This is a genomic window from Streptosporangium sp. OZ121 (assembly GCF_051918885.1).
Taxonomy (GTDB): Bacteria; Actinomycetota; Actinomycetes; order Streptosporangiales; family Streptosporangiaceae; genus Streptosporangium.
Genome location: NZ_JBPXMC010000014.1, coordinates 58,032 through 78,834, shown reverse-complemented (window position 1 = coordinate 78,834; position 20,803 = coordinate 58,032). Strand labels below are relative to the sequence as shown.

The window sequence follows — 20,803 nt, the reverse complement described above, 5'->3', positions numbered from 1 at the left end:
GTTTTTTTCGCGACCTGATGTACGAGTTACAGATTTTTAACACGCAGGCAACTTCGTGTAAACCCCTTGTCAGGGCTTCCCAGGTCAGTCCCCTGGTGCGGGAGCGCCGGAAGTTACGCGCCTGCGCCCCGCGACCCCCGGGGCTGCGAGCCGAAGCGGTGACCGTCCAGCCGCGACGGGTGAAAACATATAAAAATTGGGTAGATCGGGCATGGTGACCGAAGACAACTGGTTTCTCGACCGCGAGGAGCGCGGCAACCCGGCGTCCCGGATCGACACCCGGCACGACGACGGGACCGCCTGGTCGCACGGCAACACCGTGCGACCCATCCCGCACGGCGCGCCCTACTTCACCGAGTTGCTCTCCCGCGTCCGCGAGCTGCGCTCGGGGGACCTGCTGATGTTCACCGACTGGCGCGGCGACCCCGGGGAGAGGCTGGACGGCCCCGGCACGGAGGTCGCCGGCGTGTTCGCCGAGGCCGCCAGGCGCGGCGTCGTGGTCAAGGGCCTCCTGTGGCGCTCGCACTGGGACAAGCTCTTCTTCAGCGCGGAGGAGAACCGCCACCTCGGCGACGCCATCGAGGAGGCGGGCGGGGAGTGCCTGCGCGACATGCGCGTCCCCATGGGAGGCTCGCACCACCAGAAGCTGGTGGTGCTGCGCCACCGCGACGACCCCCGGCGCGACATCGCGTTCGTCGGCGGCATCGACCTGTGCTGGAGCCGCCGCGACGACTCCTCCCACGAGGGCGACGCGCAGGCCGCCCCCATGGCCAAGGTGTACGGCAGCCGCCCGCCCTGGCACGACGTGCAGGCCGCGATCCAGGGACCGGCCGTCGGCGACGTCGAGACCGTCTTCAGGGAGCGCTGGGAGGATCCCCAGCCGCTGACCCGCAACCCCGTGCACCGCGTCGCCGACCTGGTCCGGCGCGAGGACACCCAGCCGGATCCGCTGCCCCCGCAGCCACCCGACCCGCCCGCCTGCGGCCCGCACGCCGTACAGCTCCTGCGCACCTACGCCCACCGCAGGACCCGCTACTCCTTCGCTCCGCGCGGGGAGCGCAGCGTCGCCCGCGGCTACCTCAAGGCCCTGCGCCGCGCCCGCAGCCTGATCTACATCGAGGACCAGTACCTGTGGTCGCCCCAGGTCGCCGAGTCCTTCGCCGAGGCGCTGAAGGCCAACCCGGAACTGAGGATGATCAGCGTCCTGCCGCTCCACCCCGACCAGGACGGCCTGATCAGCGGTGTCCCGCAGATCCTGGGCCGCAACCAGGCGCTGGACGTCCTGAAGCGCGCGGGCGGCGACCGGGTCGCGGTCTACGGGGTCGAGAACCGGGAGGGCACCCCGGTGTACGTCCACGCCAAGGTCTGCGTCATCGACGACGTGTGGTCGACCATCGGCTCCGACAACTTCAACCGGCGCTCCTGGACCTACGACTCCGAGCTGACCTGCGCGGTGCTCGACGAGACCCACGACGGCCGCGAACCGCTCGACCCCGGAGGGCTCGGCGACGGCGCCCGCCGCCTGCCCAGGGACCTGCGCCTCACCCTCGCCCGCGAGCACCTCGACCGGCACGAGGGCTCCGACGCGGACCTGCTCGACCCCGCCTCCTTCTTCGACGCCTTCGCCTCCTCCGCGGCGAAACTCGAGAGCTGGTACGCCGAGGGCCGCCGCGGCCCCCGGCCCCCCGGACGGCTCCGCGCCTACGAGGTGCCGCGGATGTCCCCGTGGACCACCGCCTGGGCCACCCCGTTCTACCGCTTCCTCTGCGACCCCGACGGCCGCCCCCGCGCCATGCGCCGCGCCGGGAGGTACTGATCCCGCACGACCGGGCGGTCGGGCGACCAGATAAGGCGCCGGCGCACCGAGGCCTACACATGCGGAGATGTCGCAAGACCACCACTGTCACGAGCAGGCCGGGTCCGAGCACGAGAGCGAGATCGCCCCAGGGGCCCGGGAGGTCGCTCGAGGCGTATCCGGCGAACAGGCCCACGGACATGAGGACCGTCCAGGGGAGGGCGACGAGGTAGCGGACGAGGGCTCCTGCCGGTTCCGCTCAGCCCCTGAGCGGACGCAAGGCGGAGCCCCAGGCGAGGACCTGGTCGAGGACGAGGTTCAGTCGGTCCTCGTGGGCGGCGGCGGGCTTGAAGCCGTCCGCGAAGTCGGTGTGGATCGACAGCCCCACCTGGTTCGACACGGTGGCCACGCTGAGCAGGCCCAGCACGTGCCGCAGGTGCGAGATCGCCCGGGGCGCGCCGTCCACGCCGTAGCCGACGAAACCGGCCGCCTTGTTGTGCCATTCCGCGTACAGGAAGTCGAGGGCGTTCTTGAGCGCGCCGGGATACGAGTTGTTGTACTCGGGGGTCACGATCACGAACGCGTCCAGGGGCGAGATCCTGGCCGACCAGCGCTTGGTGTGTTCATGCCGGTAGTCGCCCGTGGCGGGGTGCTCGGGCTCGTCCAGGTTGCCCAGGTCGTAGTCCTTCAGATCGACGAGCTCGTACTCGGCGTCGCCTCGCTTGACCGCCAGATCGCGGACCCATTGCGCCACCACCTCGCCGTTGCGGCCGGGGCGGGTGCTGCCCAGGATGATGCCTACCCTCAGCATGTCGATGCTCCCTCGATTGGTTACGCGAACCAACAGTAGGGAGAGCTGCTGAGATACTGAATGCGTGCCTGTCCAACATTTATACGCGAGCGTCTCAGGCTATAGACTCGGCGTATGGATATGCTGAGCGACGTGGTGTCCTTCATGCGAAGTGGGCGCCCCTCCTCCGCCCGCGTCTCCTGGCGGGCTCCCTGGGGCGTGTCGTTTCGCGCGACGCCCGGTTCCGCGGGTTTCCAGGTGGTGTTGCGCGGGTCCTGCTGGCTCATCCCCCCCGATGGCGAGCCCGTTCCGCTGAGCGTGGGCGACGTGGTGTTCATGCCGCACAGCGACTCGTTCGGGCTGGCCGACGATCCCGCGAGGCCGCTCGTCGAGTCGGACTGCGCCTCGCACTCGGAGCTGTTCGCCTCGGCCGGTTTCGGTGGCGCCGGGCCCGAGACGGTGATCCTGGCCTGCGGCTACCAGCTCGACCTCGGCAGGACTCACCCGATCCTGGCCTCGCTGCCCGGCGTGATCCACCTGCCCGCGACGCTCGGCAGCCATCCGGAGTTGCGGGCCGCCGTCGAGCTGCTGGCCGCTGAGATCGACACCCCTCGCCCCGGCACGGACACCGTCGTGTCGTCCCTGCTGGACATGCTGCAGCTGTACGTCCTGCGGGCCTACTTCGAGACCCAGGACGAGCCCTGCACGCTGTCCGGCTGGGCCGCCGCGCTGGCCGACCCCGCCATCGGCCGCGCGCTCGACGCCATCCACCGCGACCCGGCCCGCCGCTGGACGGTCGAGTCGCTCGGCGCCCACGCGGGCATGTCCCGCGCCGGCTTCGCCCGCCGCTTCACGGGGCTGGCCGGACAGCCGCCACTGGCGTACCTGACCTGGTGGCGGCTGGTGAGCGGGGCGCGCATGCTGCGCGAGTCCGACGCGTCGGTGGCGGAGGTGGCCGAGCGGGTGGGGTACGGGTCGGAGTTCGCCTTCGGCAACGCCTTCAAGCGGGAGTTCGGTGTGGCGCCCGGCCGGTACCGCCGCCGAGTCGCGGTGGTTTGAGCCCGGTCGGTCAAGCGGCGTGGCACGTGCCCGGGGGTCGGGTGGCGAGCCGTCGCCACCCGCTCCGGCAAGCTCGCCGGGCGCCGGCTCGCAGGTGCCGCCCTGGCATCCGTCATGCTCCGGTTCCGCCACCTCGAAGTGTCAGCCAGGCCTCAGGGCAGGCCGTTCCTGGTCTTGTAGTCGTTCCACACCCGCACGCAGTAGGCGTGGCGCCAGTCCCCGGAAGGCAGGTGGCGGCAGGCGTAGGCGGCGCTGATGCCGGCGGCGCCCCCGGTGGCCGGCGGCCTGTTCCTGGAGGCCGAGGGCGACGGCGACCTGGTGGCCGGCGTGCCCGTCCTGCCCGCCCGGGGCTGTGACCTGCCCTCCTGCCCGGCGGAACCCTGCGTCCCTGAGCCCTGTTTCCCTGAGCCCCGCGTCCCTGAGCGCGGCCGTCCCGCCGTCCCGGCACTCCCGGCGTCCCCGCCGGTGCTCGCGGTGCGCCGCCCGGCGCCTCCGCCTCCCCGGCCTCCGCTCTCGTGCCCGGCGCCTCCGTTCGCCCGCCTGGCACCGGTCCCCGGCGCGGCGGTTCCCGCCCCGCCCGTCCCTCCCGGCCCGGCACCGGCCCGCGCGGAGCCCTCGCCCTCGCGGTGCCGCCCGGCCCGCTTGGCCGGCTTCTTGACGGTCTGGGCACGCTCCACCCGCTCGACCCACTCGTCCCGGATGTTTCCGGCGCCGGAAAGGGCCCGCTCCGCCGGGAGCACCCGCTCCGGATCACGCCCCGGAACCTTCTTCCCGCCGCCACCGCCGGCCCCCGCCGCGCCCGGCCCCTTCTCGCCCTCGAGGGCCTTCCGCTTCCCCGCCGGCGCCTTCGCGTCCGTCTCGGCCACCACCGGGGCCCGCGAGGGGGTGATCACCATGTCGCGCCCGGCGAGGAGGCGTTCCCCGGGAGACGCGGGCGACGTGCCGGCGATGGGCACCCCGCCCCACGGGGACCAGCCGGACGACCAGACGCCGATCCCCGCGGCGGCGAGGAACCCGGCGATCAGCGCGGGTCTCAGAAGCTGGTCGCGCGAGAGGCGGGCCCAGGGCCGCCGCCACGGGCTGGGGGGCGGGGGCATGGAGAACGGCCTGCTGTCGAGGTATGTCCAGGAGTGGCGGACCATCGGACGGGTGGCAGCGTCATCCGCGTCGCCTGCGTCGCCCGCGTCGCCCGCGTCGTTCGCGTTGCCCGTTTCCTCGTCCTTCCGGTGCCGCGCGGCCCCGCGCGGCACCGACGCCCCCTCCCCCTCGCGCCGGCCGGGATCCGAGGGAAGCGCCGGCTCCGCGGGCGTCCGGGACTCCGGAAACCCCCCGGGTCGCGGAGGCTCCGAGGGCGCCGGAACGCGCCCGGCGCGCGAAGGTTCCGAAGACTCCGGAAGGCGTACGGATCGCGGCGGCCCGGCCGGCTCCGGAGACCCCGCGGAGCCGGGGAATCCGGCGGAGTACGGAGGTTCGGCGGGAGGCGGGAGCGGCGGGTCGGCGTACGGCATGCGCCCTCGCGGTCTCGCCTTGAGGCCGTGGCCGTGAGTGCGATCGTGCTCACCGTGCATCTCGCCTCCCGTGTCGCGTCTGGCCTCCTCACCCTGGCAAAATCACCCACTGTATGCGGCCCATGACAGTACGGTCTTACCGATCTGTTATCAGCAGCAGGCCGCAAAGATAAATAAATACGGTGAAAAACCGGCCTGACCGGTGGGGCGGGCGCCGCAGTGGGGATCGACGTTCTCAGGGCAGGGCTTGCCCTTCGTCGGGCTGCGCAAGCGGCTCAGCGAGAAGCCGCTTCCTTCAGGAAGCGGAGGAGTCGCGTCAGTTCCCCTTCGCGGCGCGGCCGAGGCGGAAGGCCGAGATGAGGAAGAAGATGCCGCCGGGGATGGCGTAGCCGGCCGCGTTGGTCAGCGTCGGGTTGGCCGCGGAGGCGCCGAGGATGAACGACGCACCGGCGAGTACGGAGATGCCGCCGCTGATGATCATCGGCCACTGGCCGCCCATCTTGCGGCGGGTGACACCCACGATCAGCTGGACCAGCCCGGCCACGATCGCCCAGGCGCCCCACACGCGCAGCACCGCCGGGATACCGGACGCGCAGGCGACGGCCACGCCGACGGCGGTGATCAGACTGACCGCGATGTTCACGTACAGCAGTGCGGGTGATCCGGTGGTGCGCGTCGCGCGGGCGTCGATGACGGCGGCGGCCACGTCGAACAGCGGGTAGAGCACGAGCAGGGTGACCGCGACCGGACCCAGTTGCGAGGCGGTCGTGAACATCGCGAGGGCCCAGACGATGGCGAACGCGAACCGGACGAAGTACAGCCGCCGCAGCGCGGACGCGGTCCCGGAAACATTGGGCGAAGCAGCGATGGTGCTCATGATGAGCCTTTCGGTGAAGGAGTGACGAGGAGAGCGGTTCAGCGCGTCCCGCGGCCGGCCTTCTCGATCAGGTCGGCGGCGACGGTCAGGACCTCGGCCGCCCGCGGTGCCGGCATGGGGTGCTCGGCGGGAACCCGGGCCGGCGAGCCCGGGCTTTCTCCCGCGTCCAGGACCTGGCCGGCCACGTGGACCAGGGCCTCGGCGTCGGGGTCGCCGCCGACAGGCCGGCCGCGGGTGACCACGGCTGTACCGATGAACAGCGGGGCGGTGCGTGCTCGCGTGTACGAACCACTGGAACAACTCCCCGCAAGACAGAACGTTCTATCGCTCCACAGCATGGCAACTCGCGGCACGGACTGTCAAGACCGAACGTTCTACCTATTAGGATGGCGGCATGCGCAGCCAATCCGAAGGCCGGCCGTCCGAAGCGCGATCGCGGCTGCTCGGCACGGCCACCCGGCTCTTCTACGCGGAGGGCATCCACGCCGTCGGCATCGATCGCATCGTCGCGGAGGCGCAGGTGACGCGGGCCACCCTCTACCGGCACTTCCCCGGCAAGGAAGACCTTGTCCTCTCCTACCTGAACGAGGTCGACCGGATCATGCGAAGCCAGGCGGACGAGGCCGTCGCCGCCGGGCTCCCGGCCGCCGACACCGTCCGAGCCCTCGGCACGTCCATCGCCCAGGGCATCCGGTCCCCCGGCTTCCGGGGATGCGCCTTCCTCAACGCCGCCGCCGAGTTTCCCGACCCCGAGTCCCCGGTGCGCAAGGCCGTGCTCGCCCACCGCCAGTGGTTCCTGGAAACCGTCACGGAGCTGCTGGCCAAGGTCCGGGAGACAGGCGCCGAGCCCGCCGGCCGCCACTTCGTGATGATGCGCGACGGCGCCATGGCCGCCGGCTGCCTGTTCGACCCGGCGCTGATCTGCGAGACCTTCCTGCACGGAGTCGAGAGGCTCGTGCGGGTTCACGCCGCCACCGGCGACACCGGACCGGCGGGGCCCGAAGACGCCGCTGACGCACCCGCACGCTGACCGGCCCTGTCGCCGATCTCGTGACGTGGGACGTCAGCGTCGAGGAAGGACCCTCACGCGAGCAGCCGCGCCGCCGGCTCGACGACGCGTTCCGACGACCACCCGCGCCCGCTGCCGGCGGGGGCGTCGAGCGCGGCACGCACGCCGCCCCGCCGGCCGAGCGCGGCACGCACGCCGCCCCGCCGTTCGGGCGCGGCCGCCACGAGGAGCCGTATCGCGCGCGGTCCGACCAGCGAGGCGCGGAGGAAGCGGCGCGCCGAGCCGCCAAGATGGCGGCATGGGGGAACACGGCAGGCGATGGCTCTTCGCCGATCAGCTCGGGGACCACTTCCTCGACTCCGACGACCAGCCGGTGCTGCTGGTCGAGGCCAGGTCGGTGCTGCGGCGGCGGCGCTACCACCGGCAGAAGGCGCACCTGGTGCTCTCGGCGCTGCGGCACCGGGCGGCCGAGCTGGGCGACCGCGCGCTGTTCCTGCGGACCGACACCTTCGCCGAGGCGCTCGGCCGCGCCGGCGGCCGGGTCACCGTCTGCGGGCCCACCAGCCACGCGGCCGACGCGTTCGTCCGGGGCCGCGCCGAGGTGACCGTCCTGCCCTCGCGCGGGTTCACCAGCACCGCGCAGGAGTTCGCCGCCTGGGCCGAGGGCAGGGACGGCCACCGGCTGCTGATGGAGGACTTCTACCGCGACGCCCGGCGCCGCCTGGACGTGCTCATGGACGGCGACGAGCCCGCCGGCGGCCGGTGGAACCTCGACGCGGACAACCGCGAGCCGCCGCCCGCCGGAGGGCTGGACGTGCCCGGCCCGTGGACGGCCGAGGAGGACGAGATCGACGAGCGGGTGCGCCACGACCTCGACCGGTGGGAACGCGACGGCGAGATGTCCTTCGTCGGGCGCGACGGCCCGCGCACGTTCCCCGCCACCGCCGCGGAGGCCCGCAGCGCGCTGCGGCGCTTCGTCGGCCACCGGCTGCCCGCCTTCGGCCCGCACCAGGACGCGATGCTCGCCGGCGACCCGTTCATGGCACACAGCATGCTCTCGCCCGCCATCAACCTCGGGCTGCTCGACCCCATGACGTGCGTGCGGGCCGCCGAGGCCGCCTACCGGGCGGGCCACGCCCCGCTCGCGAGCGTCGAGGGCTACGTGCGGCAGCTCATCGGCTGGCGCGACTACATCTGGCACCTGTACTGGCACTTCGGTGAGGACTACCGCGACCTCAACCGGCTGTCGGCCCGCGCGGCGCCGCCCGCCTGGTTCGAGGAGCTGGACGCCGGTGCCGTCGAGGCGCGCTGCCTGTCGTGGGCGCTCGCCCAGGTGCGCGACACCGGTTTCACCCACCACATCGTCCGGCTGATGGTGCTCGGGAACTTCGCGCTCCAGCGGGGGTACGACCCCGCGCGGCTGACCGACTGGTTCCACCGCTGCTTCGTCGACGGGTACGACTGGGTGATGGTGCCCAACGTGATCGGCATGTCGCAGCACGCCGACGGCGGCATGCTGGCGACCAAACCGTACGCGGCCGGGGGCGCGTACATCAACCGCATGAGCGACTTCTGCGCGCCCTGCCGCTACCGGCCCTCCCGGCGGACCGGCGAGGACGCCTGCCCGTTCACCGCGGGCTACTGGTGGTTCTTCGCCCGCAACCAGGAGTGGCTGGCCGCCAACCCGCGCACGGCCCGCGGCGTGCACGGCATGCGGCGGCTCGACGACCTGGACGAGGTGTGCGCCCAGGAGGCCGCACGCGGCGACGCGCCCCCCTGACCCCGGCCCGCCCGCCGGTCCGGTGGGCGGCACGGATGCGGAGTCGGGGACCGCGAGCACAGCCGTTGGCGGTGAGATGGGTCATGGTGCGGATGGTCACCGCGATCTGCGGAAACGCTGCCCGGGGGGCCGGGTGTCGTTCACCGTTCGCCAGGTGATGGCCGCTGGTGCCGAGACCGGAGGGGGCCGCCGGGCCGACATCTGATGATCTTTCCGGCCTCTGATCGTCGCGAGCCCGGCACAGGTTTCCGGTCACAACATTAGGTAAATGCCACATGGTGATTAACCGGAACATGAACTGGGTGCGGACAACGGTTCGCCGTGAGGTGCGGTATCTGCGCGGCCAGCTGGCCGGGCTGGGCCGGCGAGATTCCGAGCAGCGCTTCGAGCTGCGCCAGATCGCCAAGGCGACCCTGGCCGCGGTGCTGGCCTGGTTCCTGGCCGATCGGCTGCTGCCGCGCGAGACGGTGTGGATCGCCCCGGCCACCGCTGTGATCATGGTGCACGCGACGGTGTACCAGACACTGACCAACGGGGTGCGGCGGGTGTGCGCGGTGGCCGCCGGTGTCATCCTGGCCGGCAGCGTCGGCCACCTGATCGGCCTCAACGCCTTCAGCCTGGTGCTGGTCGTGCCACCGGCGCTGGTGGCCGCGCGCTGGCGGCGGATGGGCCGGCACGGCACGGACGTGGCGACCACCGCGGTGCTGATGCTGTCGTTCGGCGCCGCCTCCCAGGAGCGTTATCTGCTGGCCTATGTGGTGGCCACCGGCATCGGCGCGCTGTCCGGAGGAGTGGTCAACGCGATGCTGTGGCCGCCGCTGTACCAGCGCCGCCCCTATGAGGCGGTGCGCCGGCTGAGCAAGGAGGCCGCCGAACTGCTGGAGGCCGTGGCAGGCGGGTTGCGCGAGCGTTGTGATCTGTCGGACCTGCCCGGCTGGCAGCGCCACGCCGCCCGGCTGGACGCCCATCTGGCCCGAGCGAGTGCGGCCATCGCCGCCGGCGCGGAAAGCCGCCGCTACAACCTGCGCCGCACCCGCGTCCCCGAGACGAACGATGATCACGAAGGGCTGCTGGAGGCGATGAGCGAGATCGGCGTGCACATCCACGCCCTGGTGCGGGCGCTGGCTTATGCCGCCCAGCGCCGGCACCGCCACGCCGACGCTCCGCCGTGGATCAGCGACGAGTTCGCCCGCGACTACGCCGCGCTGCTGGACCTGCTCGCCCAGGCGCTCCAGGCGCAGATGCGCACCGCCGATGAGCCCGCGAGGCTGAACGCGGTGATCTCCGCCGCGCTGGAGCGGGCCGGCGCGATCCAGGAACAGATGACCGAAGAGGTCCGCACCGGCCGGCTGGACCAGCCGCATGGCTGGGCCGTGACCGGAAGCCTGCTCACCGACGCCGAGCGGATCCTGACCATCTTGACCACCCTGCACGCCACCGCCGAAATCGCCGAGGCCACCGATGTCGCCGATGCCGCCGATGCCGTGGTGTGAGGCCGACCGCCCCGCTGAATTCCCGCTGCGGCCCGGCGGCGCGTGCCGGATCTCAGCCGGTCGCGACGTCGCCGGCCTCGGGCTCAGCACCGAGACCATCCGGTGAGAGCCCTTCGGCCCAGCTCAAAGAGTGGTCTTCACGAGATGGCGCAGTGTCTCACCGAGCGGGGTCGGGCACGTGAAGCTCCTGTCGCCTCCGGGCTGGAGGATGCCTCGCTGCTCGGCGTCGTACAGGCCGGCGAGTTCCTCGGCGAGCTGGGGCGGAACGCCCGCCTCCACCATCGTGCCGACCCATGCGGGCTGCGGGATGGTCACCACCGTGAGCGGCCTGCCGAGAACGGCCGCCAGCTCTTCGGCCACCTGCCGTTCCGAGTACTGATGACCGTCCAGATCGATGATCTCGCCGGCCGTGGCGGGCGCCGTGAGGGATTCGGCGACCACCCTGCCGATGTCGCGTGTCGCGACCATCGGGACGGGCACGTCGGCCGACGCGCCGAAGACCGGGTAGACGCCGGCCCCGAGAGCGGCGCCGAGCACCGTTTCGACCTTCTCCTGGAAGTGCGACGAGCGAATCGCGGTCAGGAGCACGCCCGTCTCTCGCAGCCGGTTCTCCATATGGTGGAGCCAGCGGATGGGACCGGTGCCCTCAGCAAGCTCGGCCCCGATCGAGGACAGCATCACCACGTGCGGGACGCCGCTGTCCAGGACCGCACCGGCGATCGAGTCGGCCAGCCGGCGATGGTAGACGTCGGCGTCGGCCGCCACCGGATCCGTCGGCAGCAGGACGAACGCCCCGCGGCAACCGCGGAACGCCTCCGCCAGCGCCGCCCTGTCGCCGAAGTCTGCGACGGAGACCTCGGCTCCCGCTCCGATCCAGTCCGCGCTCCTGGCCGCGTCGCGGACCACGGCTCGCACCGGTTCTCCCTTGGCCAGGAGGTCCCGGGCCGCCGCCCCTCCCACGTGGCCTGTCACTCCTGTGATCGCGTACATCGGATACCTCCGGTGAGTCGTCGAGGTGGGTCACGCCCCAGTGAACACGCGCCGGGAGAGACGATCCATATTCCGTACGCTCACTTCCATTTCTGTCCGTCTAAACTGAGGTGGTGGATCCGCTCGCTGACCTACTCGACGGCGTTCGTGCCCGAAGCGCGGCGTTCTGTCAGGCGATACTGGAACCACCGTGGTCGCTGCTGATCTCCGACGGCGCCCCGCTCGCCCTGGCCACCACGCTGCGCGGGCACGCCTGGATCATGCTCGGCGGCGGTGAGCCGGTGCTGATGCGCACCGGGGACGTGGCCATCGTCAAGGGGCCGGATCCGTACACGATCAGCGACGATCCATCGACCCCGCCGGAGATCATCGTCCATCCGGGCAACCGGCTGACCACCATGGACGGCATCGACGTCACCGACGAGTTGCGGCTCGGGCCGCGCACGAGCGGACGCACCCCTGACGGGTCGGCGATCGTGGCCAGCGGGACCTACCAGGTCAGCGGAGACGTGAGCGAGCGGCTCCTGAACGCCCTGCCGGAGGTCGTGCTCGTGCCGCGGTCGAGCGAGCAGTCCCCGATCATGGAACTGCTCGCTCAAGAGGTCAACAGCGAAGGGCCTGGCCAGCAGGTCGTCCTTGACCGGCTTCTGGATCTGGCGCTGCTCGCGACCCTGCGCGCCTGGTTCGCCCGCCCCGAGGCTCAGGCACCCGGCTGGTACCGGGCGCAAAGCGATCCGTTGATCGGTCCGGCATTGCGGCTGATCCATGACGACCCGGCCCGCCCGTGGACGGTGGCCTCACTGGCGGGGAAGGTGGGCGCCTCGCGCGCGGCGTTCGCGCGCCGGTTCACCACCCTCGTGGGGGAGCCCCCCATGGCGTATCTCACCGGCTGGCGGATGGCGCTCGCCGCCGATCTGCTGCGCTCCTCCGACACCACGATCGACTCGGTCGCCCGGGACGTCGGCTACGCCAACGCCTTCGCGCTGAGCGTGGCTTTCAAACGAGTACGCGGCGTGTCCCCGAGCCGCCATCGGACGGGCGGGTAAGACGCATAGCCACGATCGCCGACGCCCTGCCCGCCGCCTGCCCGCCGCCTGCCCGCCGCCGGCCCGCCGCCGGCCCGCCACTCGCCCGAAGGTGGACATCCGGACATCCCGCACCCACCGGCCGGGAGCAACGGGGAAATACTCCCGCGGCCACCGGCCGGTGTTCTCCTGGTGTGACAGGATCTGTTCCAGTGCTCGCGGTCGGCGTGGCCGCCCCGTCCCGCCGTTGCGGCGCGCAACGATGGCAAGCCCCGAGTCGTCAGGATCCCCACGATGCTGAAAGCCGGTCGGTCCCAGGAGGAGATCCGCCAGCACAACCTTGGCGCCCTGCTCCGGCACGTGCACCTGGGCGGCCCGCTCTCCCGCACCGAGCTGGCCGACCGGATGGGCCTGAACCGCAGCACGATCATGGGGCTGACCGGGGAGCTCACCGCGGCGGGCCTGGTCCGCGAGGAACTCCCCAAGGACACCGGCAGGGCGGGCCGGCCGTCGCTGGTGGTCCGGCCGGAGTCCGACCGGGTCTACGTGATCGCCTTCGACGTCCGGGTGGACCGGCTGGTCGCCGCCAGGGTCGGGCTGGGCGGAACGGTCCTGGACCGCAGGGAGGCGATCCGGCCGCGCGCCGGGGCCGACCTCGACGACGTGGTCGGGACCCTCGCCGGGTTCGCCCGCCAGATGTACCGCGAGGCACGCCCGGACGCGGTGTGCGTCGGGGTCGGCGCGGCCTACTGCGGCATGATCCGGCCCGGTGACGGGATGGTGCGTTTCGGGCCGAACATGGGCTGGGTGGACCAGGCCTTCGGCACCGAGCTCGGTCTCAGGCTGGGGCTCGGGCTGCCGGTGTCGGTGGGCAACGAGGCCCACCTGGGCGCGCTGGCCGAGCACGAGCGCGGGGTGGGCGTCGGCTTCCAGAACCTGGTCTACCTGCACGGGGACGTCGGCGTGGGCGGCGGGATCATCGTCGGCGGCAAGCTGCTCGACGGCGACGGCGGGTACGGCTGCGAGCTCGGGCACATGATGGTGAACCCGTACAACGGTCGGCCCTGCGGGTGCGGCTCGCACGGTTGCCTGGAGGCGGAGGTCGGCGAGCAGGCCCTGATCGACGCCGCCGGCCGCTCCTCCGAGCTGACCGGCCGCGATGGCGTACGGGCCGTGGTGGACGCCGCCGGGCGCGGGGACGTCGCGGCCGTGGAGGCGCTGCGCCGGATCGGCGACTGGCTCGGCATCGGGGTGGCGAATCTGATCAACCTCTTCAACCCCGGCCTGGTGATCTTCGGCGGGATGCTGCGCGAGGTCTACCAGGGCTCGGCGGCCCAGGTCCACAGCCGGGTCGAGGCCAACGTGCTGGTGATCTCCCGGGAGAGGGTGCGGCTGCGCACCTCGGCCCTCGGCGACGACGCCACCCTGACCGGCGCGGCCGAGCTCGCCTTCTCCGAGGTGCTGGCCAACCCCCTGGAGGCGCTCGCCCACGGCGCCGGCCGGATCGGGGCCGGGAGGGCACACCCCGCCCCGCGGTGACCGTCTTCCCCTTCGCCCCCGGTCCCGGCTTTCGGCCGCTGCGGGAGAGCGGGAAGCCGCTGGTGACGTCGACCCGGGTGGCGGGCGGGGTGAGCCCGATGTTTCCTTCGCGCGCACCCCGCTGTCAGTCAGTAGAAGTTGATGTCCCAGCCGCGCAGGACACCGGTGAAGCCCGCGGTGTTGTCATCGATTCGCAACGTCCAGGCGCCCGGCTCCGCAGGTGCGTGGGGGAAGAGAAACCTCTTTTGGACGAAGGCGCCGGTGTCGTCCGGGTTGTAGTCCCTGATGAGGAACTGCTTGCCTGAAGGGCTGGTGAGCCAGACCTTCAGCTGCCCCTTCCGATTGTGAACGATGTCCATGTACGTGGAGATGACGTTGCCCGGACGCGTGTAGCCGCTGGCGGGAACGATCTGTGTGCGGGTGATCACGCCGGTGTCACCGATCGGAACGTCGACGGTGTCCTCGACGTACGGCGTGACCGGGAGCTGTCCGCTCAGGTACATGCCCGTCCAGTCCGAACCAGGGGTGTTGCGGCACTTGTAGCGTCTCGTGCTGTTCGAGACGTCCTTCCACAGGTTCATGCAGGTACCGATCGCCCGCTGGCCGTAGATGTTCGGATGCATGGATTCGGAGAGGTCTCCCTGGTTGCCGACATCGTCTCCCGTTCCGGTGAGCAGATCACCGGCGAGCCACACGGGGTAGGCCGGGTTGAACAGGAGCTCGACGAAGAGCTCGGTGAGCGGGACGTCGACATCGGTGAAGCGCACCCATTCCATGTCGATCCCGCTGGTGTAGAGGGCGCCGCCTCCTTCACCGGACCGGCGTGTGCCGGCTTCGCACAACCGGTGACCGTCGAACGCCTGCGACATCTCGATGAATCCCACCATGGAGGTCTCGGCGACGGCCTGCATCGTGGAGTTCAACGCGGGGACCAGCGACTCGTCGATGTACGCGACGTCCGGACCGTTGAACGGGCACTGTGCCTCACGGCGATCACCCGCGCCGTACTTGAAACCCGTGAAGCCGGGCAGGACATCGGGGGCGCCCATGAGCACGATCCGGTAGCTCCCCTCCGGGTGGCCCGCCGCCGTCATCGTCTGCTTGACCAGCTTGATGGTCTTGACGGTGTTGTCGAAGACCTGCTTCAGGTTCCCCATCGTGAGGTCCTTGAGGCCGTCCTCACCGTAGGGGCCGGGAGCAGCGTAGCCGTCTCTGCAGAGCGCGCCGTCGTTGGTGGTGTAGTGCTTTATGGCCCACGCCCCGATGCAGTTGAAGATGGCGTTGGCGAAGCCCATGTCGTTCCCGCCGACGCCGACGGCGATCAGTTCGATGTCATGGGAGGGCGCGAGCTGAGCGAGCCGGGTGATCTGAGGGAGTTCGCCCCGGAAGGATTCGCCCCCGTTCGCGATGGGCCACAAGTGCTTGTTGAGAGCCCCCGAGCAAGCGAGGTTGATCGTCTTGTCGAAGCCCTTCACCTGGTGGATGGGCGCGGAGAGGGATCGGTGGCACGCGTTGTCGACCGACTCGGGCTCATAGACCCGCTTCGGGTCGTAGTACCAGTGGAAGTCGGCGCCGCCGTTGGGATTGTCCAGGTACGCGGCCTTGTCGGTATTACCCCGGTTGCCGGAGTCGCGCTTGCTGTTGCCTTCCCATCGCCCGCCTTCGCCGGATGCGAAGCTGTCGCCGAGCATGACGGCGGCTGTAGGTCTGGGAGCCAGATCTGCGGAGGCGGGTTGAGCGACGACCGCCGAACCGGCGAGCAAGGCGACTGCGGGCAGCACCCGGCAGAGCATTACCCCTCTGATCGAGAGCATGCTTTCGTTCTCCTTTGGATTGACCACAGCCATATTCATATTTAGGGCCGAATTTTTATTCGACATTCGAAGATGGGCCGAGAAAAGACAGGAGCAACCGGGTAAGCCTGTACCAGGATGAATCATGGGCGGCCTAGCGTGAGATGCGGAACGTCCTCGCCGCCGATCGATCTCGCGCGCTGGAAAGAATCGCGCGCGGGTGGGCATACTTGTGGTCGGACAACAGCCATGCGCGTGCTTCATCACCGCGCCGCTCACGAGTTCAGAAGATCGGCACGTCAGGAAATCTGGTCAGATTGCGCGGGATATGCCGCGCACGCAGAAGCCGGAATAGAGCCACACATGAGAGACGCCCCCCAGACCGGGAGCCGATTCCTGGCTGACCGCTGACATTAAGATGTCGTCACCACTTCACTCTTCGCCGCCGGTGGCCCGTTGTCCGGCCGGTCCGCTGCGCGCCGAAGAATCAAGCGAGCGAGGGGCCGATGACATCCATGCCATGCTCGGCGCAGATCACGGCCATCTCAACGCCTCGTCCTCGGCCCGGTGGATATGGCGTGGAGAGCCGAAGCCTACGGGGGCGGTGACTTCGAACAAGGTGCAGGCGCCGGCGGTATCCGCCGCACCGGCTTTCAGGGTCATGGTGATATCGAGAACCGACCACGCGTCGCCAGCACCCGCTCCATGATGGAATCCACCGCGCACGACGACCTCCTCACCGTTAAGCGTGTCGCCCTGAGGCCCCGCAGCCTATTTCGCCTTAACCATGACATGTCCGCTATTGGACAGTCAGACCAGAAGTATGTCCAAATATCAGACTTATTGGTCTTCCTGAGCGATTTTCTCGCGTGCAGTGTGACTGCGGCACCAGCGACCGGTGGCTCGAATACGAGGTATCGCAACGGCATCCCTCTGCCACAACGAGTGATCGACCACAGAGACGGCTCGCTAACCTACCAGCCTTACGGAACCATTCTCGATCACCGTCTGCCGTCCATTCCCCGAGGTCTACTCCATCGAGTGTCGTTCCCGGGTGGGAAATGCGCGACCTCATGCCCGGTCGGGAACCGCCAGGTGCCATCTGAGCCATTCGACGACGTTCTTGACGAAGGTCACCCGGTTGGCGATCTGCCGGATCTCGTGCCCCTCGTCCTCGAACAGCAGGAGCTCGCAGGGCACCTCGCGGGCCCGCGCCGCCTGGAGCGCCTGCTCGGCCTCGTACAGGGGGACGTTGGTGTCGCGGGCACCGTGCACGATCAGCAGCGGAGCGGCCAGCCGGTCGAAGGAGTGCAGGGGCGACAGGGCCCGCAGCAGCTCGCGGTCGGCGACGGGATGGCCGTACTCGCTGACGGCCGCCGCGGCGATCCACGGCTCGGTCCGCTCGTAGAAGGTCTCGAAGTCGGCCATCCCGCAGACGTCGACTCCGGCGCGGAAGAGACGCGGGTGGGTGACGAGGGCGGCCAGCGTCAGGTAACCGCCGTACGAGCGTCCCATGCACGCGATCCTGGCCGGGTCGGCGAGGCCCGCCCGTGCCAGTTCCAGGGCGCAGTCGGCGACGTCGTCGATCGCGTCGAAGCGGAGGGCGTGGTTGTCGGCGTTGCGGAAGGCCCGCCCGAATCCCGACGAGCCGCGGATGTTCGGCGCGAGCACCCCGATCCCGGCGGCCAGCAGGTTCTGGAACAGCGGGTTGAAGGTGGGCCTTTCCTGGCTCTCGGGACCGCCGTGCAGGTAGACGACGAAGGGCGCAGGACCCCGGACGCCCGGGACCCGGTAGAGCCAGCCGGTCAGTTCCATGCCGTCTCGCGCCTGGAAGCGCACCAGCTCCGCGCCGGCCGCTCCGGGGATCCGCCCGGATCCCGCGATCCGCCGGTAACCACCGGTCGCCAGGTCGCAGAGCAGCACGTGGGAGGGGTGGCCGGGCCCTTCGGCCGCCAGGACGGCCAGGCTGCCGTCCAGGGACACCCTGATCGAGGACACCACCTCGGCGGGCAGGGGCGGGAGCGGGCGCGTCTCGCCGGTGGCCGTCTCGATCACCTCCAGCTCCGACCGGCCGGAGTCGTTCCACACCAGGACGGCGATACGGCCGTCGGCGCTCAGCGCGAACTGGTCCAGCTCGGCGTCGGGACGCTCGGCCAGCACGATCCCCGCCCCGTCCTCGCCCACCGCGACCAGCGCGGCCCGGTCGCGGCCGACGTCGGACAGCAGGTAGGCGGTCGTCCCGTCGGGAGAGAGGATCCCGTAGTCGGTGGTGCCGGTCAGCCCGGCCAGCAACGGCCGCTCCCCGTGGCCCGGCAGGTCGCCCGCGGCCTCGTCGGGAAGGCTCGCGGGCAGGCCGGGCGGGACGTCGGAGAGATGGCTCGGAGGAAGATCGAAGCGCATTCCCGCAGGAGGATCGGCGGGCAGAACGGGCGAGCCGTCGGCGTGATGGCCCGGAGGAAGATCGAAACGGATCACGGCGGGAAGATCGACCGGAACTCCCTCCGGCGGGCCCGCGGTGAGATCTCCCGGATGGGCCAGTCCGGAGACGAGACCTCCGGGGTGGGAGTCCGCGGGGTCGCCGGGAAGGGCCGGAAGGTGGCCGGTGGGATCGCCGGGAAGGGCCGGAAGATCGGCCACGTACATCCGGCGCACGCCGCGCGGGCCGCGTCGCAGCAGCATCCGCCGGTGGTCGCGGCTGACCGCGGCCGGCTGCAGGAGTGCCCCGTCCGCGATGACCTCCCGGCTTCCCGAGGCCGCGTCGATCAGCACCGCGTCCGTACGGCCACAGGAGGAGACCTCCGCGACGAGGAGGACCTCTCCCTGGCCGGTCCAGCGCACGAACGACGCCGATCCGCCCTCGGGCGCGGCCAGCGGGCGCAGATCGCCGCCGTCGGGCCGCACCGTCCAGACCTGCGTGTGCTCCCCGCCGCCCGGCACGACGAGGACGGCCAGGCGCCGGGCGTCGGGGGACCAGCTCACGTCGGCGACTGGCTCGGGACCCGTGTCGACCGGCCAGGCCTCCGGGTCCTCCCCCTGGAAGGCCTCCGGCGTCTCCCCCGGGGGCCACGCCTCCAGCTCCGCGCCGAGAGGCTGGATCCAGACCCGCGGCGAGCCGTCCCGGTCGCCGACGAAGGCGACGGCGCTCAGGTCGGGCGCCAGCGCGGGCGCCCGGCAGCTCCAGGCGGTCAGGCCCGTGCCCATCGAGGGACCAGAACGGGCGCCAAGAATTTCGGTCATCAAACTCCTTGTGCCTGCAACCACAGCTCCAGGAGTCCGAGTTGCCACAACGCGTTGGCACCCAGGGTAGTGCGGTGTTCGTCCGGTGCCGCGAGCAGCTTGTCGACGTACGGCTGGTCGAACAGGCCCCGGGACCTCGCGGTCCGACCGGTCAGCGCGTCCCTGACGAGCTCCAGGAACGGGCCGTGGATGTGCTTGATGGCCGGGACAGGAAAGTATCCTTTGGGCCGGTCGACGACCTCGGCGGGCAGCAGCTTGCGGCCGGCGCTCTTCAGGACGCCCTTGCCGCCGGAGGCGAGCTTGAGCTCGGGCGGGCAGGCCGCGGCCAGCTCGACCAGCTCGTGGTCGAGGAAGGGGGTCCTGGCCTCCAGCCCGAAGGCCATGGTCATGTTGTCCACGCGCTTGACCGGGTCGTCGACGAGCATGACGTTCGTGTCCAGGCGCAGCACCGCGTCGAGCGCGGTGTCGGCGCCGGGCCGCGCGAGATGGCGCCGGACGAAATCGCCGCTGACGTCCTCGGCCGGCATGTAGTCGGGCGACAGGATCGCGCCCAGCGTCCCGTGCGAGCGGTCGAAGAACTCCCTTTCGTAGACGGCGGCGGCGTCCTCGCGCGACACGCCGGCGAGCGGCGGGTACCAGCTGTAGCCGGCGAACACCTCGTCGGCGCCCTGGCCGGACTGGACGACCTTGACGTGCTTGGAGACCTCCTCCGACAGCAGGTGGAAGGCGACGCAGTCGTGGCTGACCATCGGCTCGCTCATGGCCCGCACCGCGTGCTCCAGGGCGGGCAGCAGCCGGGCGTCGTCGATGGGGATGCGCTGGTGATCGGTGCCGAACTCGGCGGCGACCAGGTCGGAGTAGGCGAACTCGTCCCCCCGCTCCCCTCCCGCCGAGGAGAACCCGATGCTGAAGGTCGACAGGCCCGGCTGTCCCTCCTCGGCCAGCAGCGCGACGATCAGGCTGGAGTCCAGGCCTCCGGAGAGCAGCACGCCCACGGGCACGTCCGCGACCATGCGCCTGCGTACGGCCGCCCGCAGCCGGTCGAGCACGACCTCGCCCCACTCGTCCGCGGTCAGCCCGGCGTACTCGGGCAGGGCCGACCGGGTGTGGGGCGGCTGCCAGTACAGGTGGTCGGTGACGGTTCCGTCGGGCTCGACGGTGCGTACGGTGGCCGGGGGAAGCTTGCGCACCCCGGCGAGGATGGTGCGCTCGGCGGGCACCACGGAGTGGAAGGTCATGTAGTGGTGCAGGGCCACCCGGTCGATGCCGGTGTCCACCCCTCCCCCGGCGAGCAGCGCGGGCAGCGACGAGGCGAAGCGCAGCCGCCCGGCGTCCTGGGTGAGGTACAGCGGCTTTATCCCCAGCCGGTCGCGGCCGAGCGTGAGCCTGCCGGTGTCGCGCTCGGCGACCACGAAGGCGAACATGCCCTTGAAGCGGTCGACGCAGCCGGTCCCCCAGCGGTGGAAGGACTTCACCAGCACCTCGGTGTCGGAGGTGGAGAAGAAGCGGTAGCCCAGGCCCTCCAGTTCCTCGCGCAGCTCGCGGTAGTTGTACAGGCACCCGTTGAAGACCCCCGCCAGGCCGAGGTCGCTGTCCACCATCGGCTGGGCGCCCCGGTCCGACAGGTCGATGATCTTCAGGCGCCGGTGGCCGAGGGCGACCGGCCCCAGCGACCACAGGCCGGCCCCGTCGGGTCCCCTGTCGTGCATCACGTCACTCATCCGGGCCACGGCGGCGACGTCCGCCGGGCGGCCGTCGAACCGGAGCTCACCGCTCAGACCACACATCGAAACCCCCCGGTGACCGGCTCGGGCCGGAGCCCGTCACCCAGATCACCCATCTCACACGTCTCACACGTCTCACACGTCTCACGCATCGAACCCCTCGGTGACCGGTCCACGCCTGAGC

Annotated in this window: 16 protein-coding genes; 7 read left to right on the top strand and 9 right to left on the bottom strand. The window is 71.0% G+C overall.

All coding sequences use genetic code 11. The features are described from left to right. Positions 1-211 precede the first annotated feature (211 nt). Complete coding sequence (locus ACTOQ1_RS24080) at positions 212-1,816, top strand: phospholipase D family protein (RefSeq protein WP_440070283.1); 1,605 nt, start codon at positions 212-214, stop codon at positions 1,814-1,816. Positions 1,817-2,054: 238 nt separating this feature from the next. Here ACTOQ1_RS24080 and ACTOQ1_RS24075 read toward each other — a convergent pair whose 3' ends face one another. Then, on the bottom strand, positions 2,055-2,606 hold the full coding sequence (locus ACTOQ1_RS24075; protein WP_440070282.1) for an NADPH-dependent FMN reductase: 552 nt from the start codon (positions 2,604-2,606) through the stop codon (positions 2,055-2,057). 114 nt (positions 2,607-2,720) lie between these two features. Between ACTOQ1_RS24075 and ACTOQ1_RS24070 the strand changes: the two genes are divergently transcribed. After that, positions 2,721-3,644, top strand: coding sequence for an AraC family transcriptional regulator (locus tag ACTOQ1_RS24070; RefSeq protein WP_440070281.1), 924 nt, complete (start codon positions 2,721-2,723; stop codon positions 3,642-3,644). A gap of 152 nt (positions 3,645-3,796) precedes the next feature. On the opposite strand, the gene ACTOQ1_RS24065 is transcribed toward ACTOQ1_RS24070, so the two are convergent. The 3 genes from ACTOQ1_RS24065 to ACTOQ1_RS24055 form a co-directional block, all read right to left on the bottom strand. Further along, positions 3,797-4,894: a hypothetical protein gene (locus ACTOQ1_RS24065; protein WP_440070280.1), complete on the bottom strand. Its 1,098-nt coding sequence runs from the start codon at positions 4,892-4,894 to the stop codon at positions 3,797-3,799. Positions 4,895-5,468: 574 nt separating this feature from the next. Beyond that, positions 5,469-6,029: a hypothetical protein gene (locus tag ACTOQ1_RS24060; protein ID WP_440070279.1), complete on the bottom strand. Its 561-nt coding sequence runs from the start codon at positions 6,027-6,029 to the stop codon at positions 5,469-5,471. Between the two features lie 38 nt (positions 6,030-6,067). Then, on the bottom strand, positions 6,068-6,271 hold the full coding sequence (locus tag ACTOQ1_RS24055; RefSeq protein ID WP_440070278.1) for a hypothetical protein: 204 nt from the start codon (positions 6,269-6,271) through the stop codon (positions 6,068-6,070). 152 nt (positions 6,272-6,423) lie between these two features. Here ACTOQ1_RS24055 and ACTOQ1_RS24050 point away from each other — a divergent pair, with 152 nt between their 5' ends. The 3 genes from ACTOQ1_RS24050 to ACTOQ1_RS24040 all read left to right on the top strand — a co-directional run bounded on the left by ACTOQ1_RS24050 (position 6,424) and on the right by ACTOQ1_RS24040 (position 10,311). Then, positions 6,424-7,059: a TetR/AcrR family transcriptional regulator gene (locus tag ACTOQ1_RS24050; RefSeq protein ID WP_440070277.1), complete on the top strand. Its 636-nt coding sequence runs from the start codon at positions 6,424-6,426 to the stop codon at positions 7,057-7,059. 277 nt (positions 7,060-7,336) lie between these two features. Further along, positions 7,337-8,818, top strand: a complete 1,482-nt coding sequence (locus ACTOQ1_RS24045; protein ID WP_440070276.1) for a cryptochrome/photolyase family protein — start codon at positions 7,337-7,339, stop codon at positions 8,816-8,818. 302 nt (positions 8,819-9,120) lie between these two features. Further along, on the top strand, positions 9,121-10,311 hold the full coding sequence (locus ACTOQ1_RS24040; protein WP_440070275.1) for an FUSC family protein: 1,191 nt from the start codon (positions 9,121-9,123) through the stop codon (positions 10,309-10,311). A gap of 123 nt (positions 10,312-10,434) precedes the next feature. Here ACTOQ1_RS24040 and ACTOQ1_RS24035 read toward each other — a convergent pair whose 3' ends face one another. Next, a complete protein-coding gene (locus ACTOQ1_RS24035; protein ID WP_440070274.1) occupies positions 10,435-11,301 on the bottom strand; it encodes an NmrA family NAD(P)-binding protein in 867 nt (288 codons plus the stop codon). A 113-nt stretch (positions 11,302-11,414) separates the two neighbouring features. On the opposite strand from ACTOQ1_RS24035, the gene ACTOQ1_RS24030 reads away from it, so the two are divergent. Together ACTOQ1_RS24030 and ACTOQ1_RS24025 are read left to right on the top strand one after the other, a co-directional pair. After that, positions 11,415-12,347, top strand: coding sequence for an AraC family transcriptional regulator (locus ACTOQ1_RS24030; RefSeq protein WP_440070273.1), 933 nt, complete (start codon positions 11,415-11,417; stop codon positions 12,345-12,347). A gap of 273 nt (positions 12,348-12,620) precedes the next feature. Beyond that, positions 12,621-13,865, top strand: a complete 1,245-nt coding sequence (locus tag ACTOQ1_RS24025) for an ROK family transcriptional regulator (RefSeq protein ID WP_440070272.1) — start codon at positions 12,621-12,623, stop codon at positions 13,863-13,865. 128 nt (positions 13,866-13,993) lie between these two features. Here the strand turns inward: ACTOQ1_RS24025 and ACTOQ1_RS24020 are convergent, their stop codons facing one another. The 4 genes from ACTOQ1_RS24020 to ACTOQ1_RS24005 form a co-directional block, all read right to left on the bottom strand. Further along, a complete protein-coding gene (locus tag ACTOQ1_RS24020; RefSeq protein WP_440070271.1) occupies positions 13,994-15,745 on the bottom strand; it encodes a proprotein convertase P-domain-containing protein in 1,752 nt (583 codons plus the stop codon). Positions 15,746-16,192: 447 nt separating this feature from the next. After that, complete coding sequence (locus ACTOQ1_RS24015) at positions 16,193-16,384, bottom strand: hypothetical protein (protein WP_440070270.1); 192 nt, start codon at positions 16,382-16,384, stop codon at positions 16,193-16,195. Positions 16,385-16,729: 345 nt separating this feature from the next. Further along, a complete protein-coding gene (locus tag ACTOQ1_RS24010) occupies positions 16,730-18,895 on the bottom strand; it encodes a S9 family peptidase (RefSeq protein ID WP_440070269.1) in 2,166 nt (721 codons plus the stop codon). Then, complete coding sequence (locus tag ACTOQ1_RS24005) at positions 18,895-20,682, bottom strand: N-acetylglutaminylglutamine amidotransferase (RefSeq protein ID WP_440070268.1); 1,788 nt, start codon at positions 20,680-20,682, stop codon at positions 18,895-18,897. The genes ACTOQ1_RS24010 and ACTOQ1_RS24005 overlap by 1 nt, the downstream gene beginning before the upstream one ends. Positions 20,683-20,803: the final 121 nt, after the last annotated feature.